This window comes from uncultured Planktosalinus sp., from assembly GCF_963973675.1.
Classification (GTDB): domain Bacteria; phylum Bacteroidota; class Bacteroidia; order Flavobacteriales; family Flavobacteriaceae; genus Planktosalinus.
This window is the reverse complement of record NZ_CAXBAN010000201.1, coordinates 1-4,819: the sequence shown is the minus strand read 5'-3', so window position 1 is coordinate 4,819 and position 4,819 is coordinate 1. Positions and strand designations below refer to the sequence as shown.

Below are 4,819 nucleotides of genomic sequence, written 5' to 3'. Positions count from 1 at the left end.
GCCGGAAAACCAGTACTCATCAATCACCCCGGTTGGCAAAAAGTCACCATTGAAAAGGAAAATGTGGGTTATGTAATGCCGGAAAAACTCACAGACAAATCCGTTAAAGATTTTGTAGTTTACACTCAAGACAAAGCATTGCAACTACAACAGCAAGAAAATGCGTTACAACTAGCTAAAAAATCCTATGCTTTGGATGTAGCGGTAAATAAGTATGACAAACTACTTTACGGTATAATGAACTCAAACAAAACGCCCGCCCCATGATCTGCAACCGCTATGAGCAAAGAGTGGTGTGGGAGGCATTGCTGGAGGAGTATAGGAGGCTTGGTTCAGAGGCTAATGAGCGATAATAACTGCTTGATGGGATTGCTTCGCAGCCGCCTCCGGCGGATGCTCGCAATGACGTTTTTCATTGGCGTTTGGCGTTAGGGGCGGGGGCAAACACAATTAGTATTGAATTAACGGTCATTGCGAGCAGTGTTGCCAAAGGCAACAACTGCGAAGCAATCCCATCGAGCAAGCAAAATGGTTCATCAAACTGGGGTTATTGCGAGCGCAGCGAAGCAATCTCACCCAGTCCCTCAATTTTATCAAAATGCCTTACCTTTAACCCCAGCATGTACACGTCAATCACCAAACCCACCTTCGATTTCCTGGCAGCCCTAACCGGTTTAGTGCTGCTCAGCCCGGTGTTTTTGATTGTAACCATCGCCCTAGCCCTCGCCAACCACGGCCAACCCTTCTTTTTCCAACGCCGCCCCGGCAAAGGCGAGCGCATCTTTAGCATCATCAAGTTCAAAACCATGAGCGATAAAAAAAATACCCAAGGCAACTTACTACCCGATGCCGAGCGTTTAACGGCAGTAGGCAAGTTGGTGCGCAAAACCTCCTTAGATGAAATCCCGCAGTTAATCAACGTACTCAAAGGCGAAATGAGTTTGGTAGGTCCGCGGCCGTTGTTACCGGAGTATTTACCGTTGTACAACGAAGAACAAAAAAAACGCCATCATGTGAAACCCGGTATCACCGGTTGGGCACAGGTCAATGGTAGAAATGCCATCAGTTGGGAACAGAAATTTGCATTGGATGTGTGGTATGTAGAAAATCAAAATTTTTTGTTAGACCTAAAAATCTTATTTTTAACGTTGAAAAAGGTGTTTGTTTCTGAAGGCATCAATACCGAAGGACAAGCCACCACAGAACGGTTTAAAGGAAATTTATGAAAGCATTCAGTATTTATGGTGCAAGTGGGCATGGAAAAGTCATTTTAGAAATCGCTCAAGCTTTAGGCTATACCATTGCTTATGTGTTTGATGATAATGAGAACATTACAAACTTATTAACCCACAAAGTAACACATAAGCCCAACGAAATTAAATTGCGAGAGTTTCCGGTGGTTTTTGCTATTGGCAACAACAACATCCGTCAAAAACTGACACAAACTTTAAATGTAAAAGTAGCTCCGCCTTTAATTCACCCAAAGGCTATTGTCTCTCAAAGTGCAGGAATAGGAGAGGGCACTGTTGTAATGCCAGGAGTGGTGATTCATGCAGATACTAGAATTGGTAGTCATTGCATCATCAATACCGGAGCCATCATCGAACACGACTGCATACTAAACGACTTTGTTCATATTTCCCCCAATGCTGCATTGGCAGGAGATGTGACAGTGGACGAGGGCACCCATATAGGCATCGGGGCCTGTGTCATTCCCGGCATCAAAATAGGCAACCGGTGCACCATCGGCGCCGGCGCCGTCATCATCAAAGACATCCCGGATGGGGTGACTGTGGTGGGCAACCCGGGGAGGGAGGTCAAGTGGTGAGTGGTGAGTTGTACGTTGTACGTCCCTGATATAGGTTGCCCATTTAAAGAAAACCTGGTCGAAGTGAGGATCAGCGAATACGTGCATCAGCAAATAAGTGAGTAGTGAGCAGCCCTCAATTCAAAACCACTAAAAGAGCTTCCGGGCAATACGCACTTACTCAGATGCGACCCCACCTTCGTCGGGGTGACAAATAGGAAAAGGATATCAAAAAGGAGTATTAACCCCGATTAACAATTCACCGGTAAAAAACCATAAGCAATAGGCTATAATCAATAAAAAAACCTTAAACCTTGAACTTGAAACCCCACAAACCCGCCAACCCGCAATCTGCAAGCAACGTAGTCATAAATCTTACGTCCTGTAGTCCTAATTCCAAAAGAAGTCCAAAAGAAGTACTATGACTGCCTGGCAAAGCTGCCGGGGTCAGAGTAAGTAGGGTTAAGATTCAGGAAAAGCAATATCGACCTTAATGATAAATAAAGGTATAAGCTTTGTGGGTATACATCAAAGAGATTTTAAAGAACGTAGTACTATAAATACAAGGTTCAATAACAAACACGCTCTGCATCCTCATAACATATATCAAGATGCTCACATACTTCTCTCAAGGTAACACAATGACCTCTTGGTTTTCCGTTTTTCTTTCTAATTTGGCTTAAAATCATGTTGCCATAACGCTCTGAACGACCGGTTATCTTTGCAACATCTGCCCCAAATAAACATAATGTCTTCATAATTAATAAATTACTAATTTAAATTACATTGAATCAACATTGTTTAAACTAGTAATTGAATGAACAGACTAATCCCCATTTACTGTTTAATCAATACAAGTTCTGATGATTTTCTTCATAAGTAATGGTTTTCATATTTAATATATTGGCTTATACAATTTTAAGATAAATAACTCTTTTTGAACAGTAAGTCTGTGAATAGATATCAACAAAGTTTTCAACAATAAGAGAATCAAAGATTTGTGTTTTGTACATTAATTGTTAACATCAAAACTAAAGATACCTGTCTTTGTTTATTAAATAGTATTTAAATGTTTTTAAGCATAAACATCCTCTTCTTGTTTAACCATATTCTCTGTTACTGTGTATAGCTATTTCAGGGCGGGTCAACTCCAATACTCCTTCAATAGTACTCCAATACTCCTTCAATACTACTCCAATACTAGTTCAATGTAAGTTCAATTGAAAGGGTTTTGAATGAATCTGTATTAAAAATCAGGAGCTAAAAATGGAAATAATAGGTCGTTTTTGGAAATAATGTACAACCAAATTCATAAACCGACCACAAAGAACATATAGTACCCTAAAACTACATTTGTTGGTCTTTTTTTGACATAGAAATACCTTTGTAAGAATCTCGTTTTCAGATGATTAAAATAATTTATACGTTTGTTTCATTATTAATTTTAAAACCATTTTTTATGGCTAAACAAAAAGGTCCTTTAAAAATTCAAGGCACTATTGATGACTTGACATTTTTAAGAACACAAGAAGGATTCCGAGTTCGCTTAAAGGGCGGAGTGAGCAAAGACAGAATCCTTAACGACCCCGTTTTCGAGCGCACGCGAGAAAACATGACCGAATTTGCACACTGTGCAAATACAGGAAAACTATTGCGCAGAGCTGCTTCTGAACTCGTTAAGTATGCTAGAGACAAACACATGTCCAGCAGACTAACAGGAGTTTTGGCTAAAATCAAAAACTACGATACAACGTCTCCCCGTGGAGAACGTAAAGTGAGTATTGGTATAGCGCAGCCTGAAGCTATCGAATTATTGAAAGGTTTTGAGTTTAATAAAAAGTCCAGCCTTTCTCTAATTCTACAAACGTCGAAGTCACTCGACCCCTTAACAGGTGAAGTTACAATCCCTAACTTCATTCCTAAAAATCATCTCTTAGCGCCAACATTTGCTTCTCATGTAAGCTTATCGGCAGCGTTTATGAAGTTTGATTTTGAGACGGGAGAGTATGAGTTGTCTAAAAGTAACGTGGAGAATCTGCCTATTGATATGACAGAAACCAACGTTACCTTAACTCCCGCAAGCGTTCCGGCAGGAACAGGTGTGGCATTGTATTTTTTGCTTATTGAATTTTCACAGATCATAAGCAACCAACAATACCCGTTAAAAGGAGGTTCCTTTAATGCATTAAGCATCTTGGAAGCCGTTTAAGAGGGAACACTTGTTGCTCAAAAGGCCCTTTACTTTTGTGAAGGGCTTTTTTATTTTACTTTGTTTTAAGTTGTATGTCTCCCACAAACCTCTTCTTTTCAACCTCCCCTAAAGGGGTTTCCAAGCAGTAGTGCGTGCTTTCTCAGATGCCACCCATCCGTTGTCGGGGGGCCACACTCATGCAAAGGTACAGCTATCTTCATGCAAACCTACTGTATGGTTCATCCGGCCTTAATGTATAGTTCAAAGGGGGCAAAGGCAACGCTAAGGCGAAGTTTACTCGAGGCAAAGGCAACAAAAAGGCTGCATGTATAGCAGAGTCAAGGTAGGATAAAGGTAGGGTAAAGCAACAACAGCCCATTTAGGATTACCAAGTTTAGTTGTATAGTTATTTCAGGACGGGTCAGTCCGCTAACTTTTCTTCAAGAACATCGGCAGGGGCTATACCCCAATGGGCAGTGGTTATTACAGAGGATTCTTCCTGAGGAATCACTAGACTTTCAGGATGTGCAAAGCCATTGGCGTGATAGAAAAAAGGGAGGGCTGCTTCGTTTTCCTTTGGGAGCACGATCCGGGCCTGGTAGCGCTCCTTCAATTCACGTCCTATTTTTGTCTGACTAATATGAAAACACACGGCGGAGCAACTTTAAGGTTTGGTTTAAATGTAAACGAAGATACTAAAATTGAATTTAAAGAACATTCAAGGAAGGCTATCCTCTTCTGGATAGTGGTGAATTTTAGTATATTTGGGAACTCACTAATTCGTTGTTATGAACTTAAAATACATGTATTGCTTTTGTGTT

General features: G+C 40.8%; 7 protein-coding genes. 5 read left to right on the top strand and 2 right to left on the bottom strand.

All coding sequences use genetic code 11. The annotated features are described in order from the left end of the window. From AACY61_RS08780 to AACY61_RS08770, 3 genes are all read left to right on the top strand, one after another. A partial coding sequence (locus tag AACY61_RS08780; protein WP_339611202.1) for a hypothetical protein occupies window positions 1-267 on the top strand: 267 nt, incomplete at its 5' end. Window positions 268-620: 353 nt separating this feature from the next. Next, the gene (locus AACY61_RS08775; protein ID WP_339611201.1) at window positions 621-1,226 is read left to right on the top strand and encodes a sugar transferase; all 606 of its coding nucleotides are present in this window, start codon (window positions 621-623) and stop codon (window positions 1,224-1,226) included. Beyond that, entirely contained in the window at window positions 1,223-1,828 is a 606-nt protein-coding gene (locus AACY61_RS08770; RefSeq protein WP_339611200.1) for an acetyltransferase, read from the top strand. The genes AACY61_RS08775 and AACY61_RS08770 overlap by 4 nt, the downstream gene beginning before the upstream one ends. A 548-nt stretch (window positions 1,829-2,376) precedes the next feature. On the opposite strand, the gene AACY61_RS08765 is transcribed toward AACY61_RS08770, so the two are convergent. Continuing rightward, on the bottom strand, window positions 2,377-2,565 hold the full coding sequence (locus AACY61_RS08765; protein WP_339611199.1) for a hypothetical protein: 189 nt from the start codon (window positions 2,563-2,565) through the stop codon (window positions 2,377-2,379). A 647-nt stretch (window positions 2,566-3,212) separates the two neighbouring features. Here AACY61_RS08765 and AACY61_RS08760 point away from each other — a divergent pair. Further along, window positions 3,213-4,016, top strand: a complete 804-nt coding sequence (locus AACY61_RS08760) for a hypothetical protein (protein ID WP_339611198.1) — start codon at window positions 3,213-3,215, stop codon at window positions 4,014-4,016. Between the two features lie 403 nt (window positions 4,017-4,419). Here the strand turns inward: AACY61_RS08760 and AACY61_RS08755 are convergent, their stop codons facing one another. Continuing rightward, window positions 4,420-4,650 (bottom strand): hypothetical protein, encoded by a 231-nt coding sequence (locus AACY61_RS08755; RefSeq protein WP_339611197.1) that lies wholly within the window; start codon window positions 4,648-4,650, stop codon window positions 4,420-4,422. Between AACY61_RS08755 and AACY61_RS08750 the strand changes: the two genes are divergently transcribed. After that, window positions 4,639-4,819: hypothetical protein (locus AACY61_RS08750; RefSeq protein ID WP_339611196.1), on the top strand; the 181-nt coding region annotated here is incomplete at its 3' end. The genes AACY61_RS08755 and AACY61_RS08750 overlap by 12 nt on opposite strands.

Bases quoted from the DNA above. Each gene is read 5' to 3' on its own strand.
- AACY61_RS08770 (WP_339611200.1), top strand. From the start codon at position 1,223: ATGAAAGCATTCAGTATTTATGGTGCAAGTGGGCATGGAAAAGTCATT.
- AACY61_RS08765 (WP_339611199.1), bottom strand. From the start codon at position 2,565: ATGAAGACATTATGTTTATTTGGGGCAGATGTTGCAAAGATAACCGGT.
- AACY61_RS08775 (WP_339611201.1), top strand. From the start codon at position 621: ATGTACACGTCAATCACCAAACCCACCTTCGATTTCCTGGCAGCCCTA.
- AACY61_RS08760 (WP_339611198.1), top strand. From the start codon at position 3,213: ATGATTAAAATAATTTATACGTTTGTTTCATTATTAATTTTAAAACCA.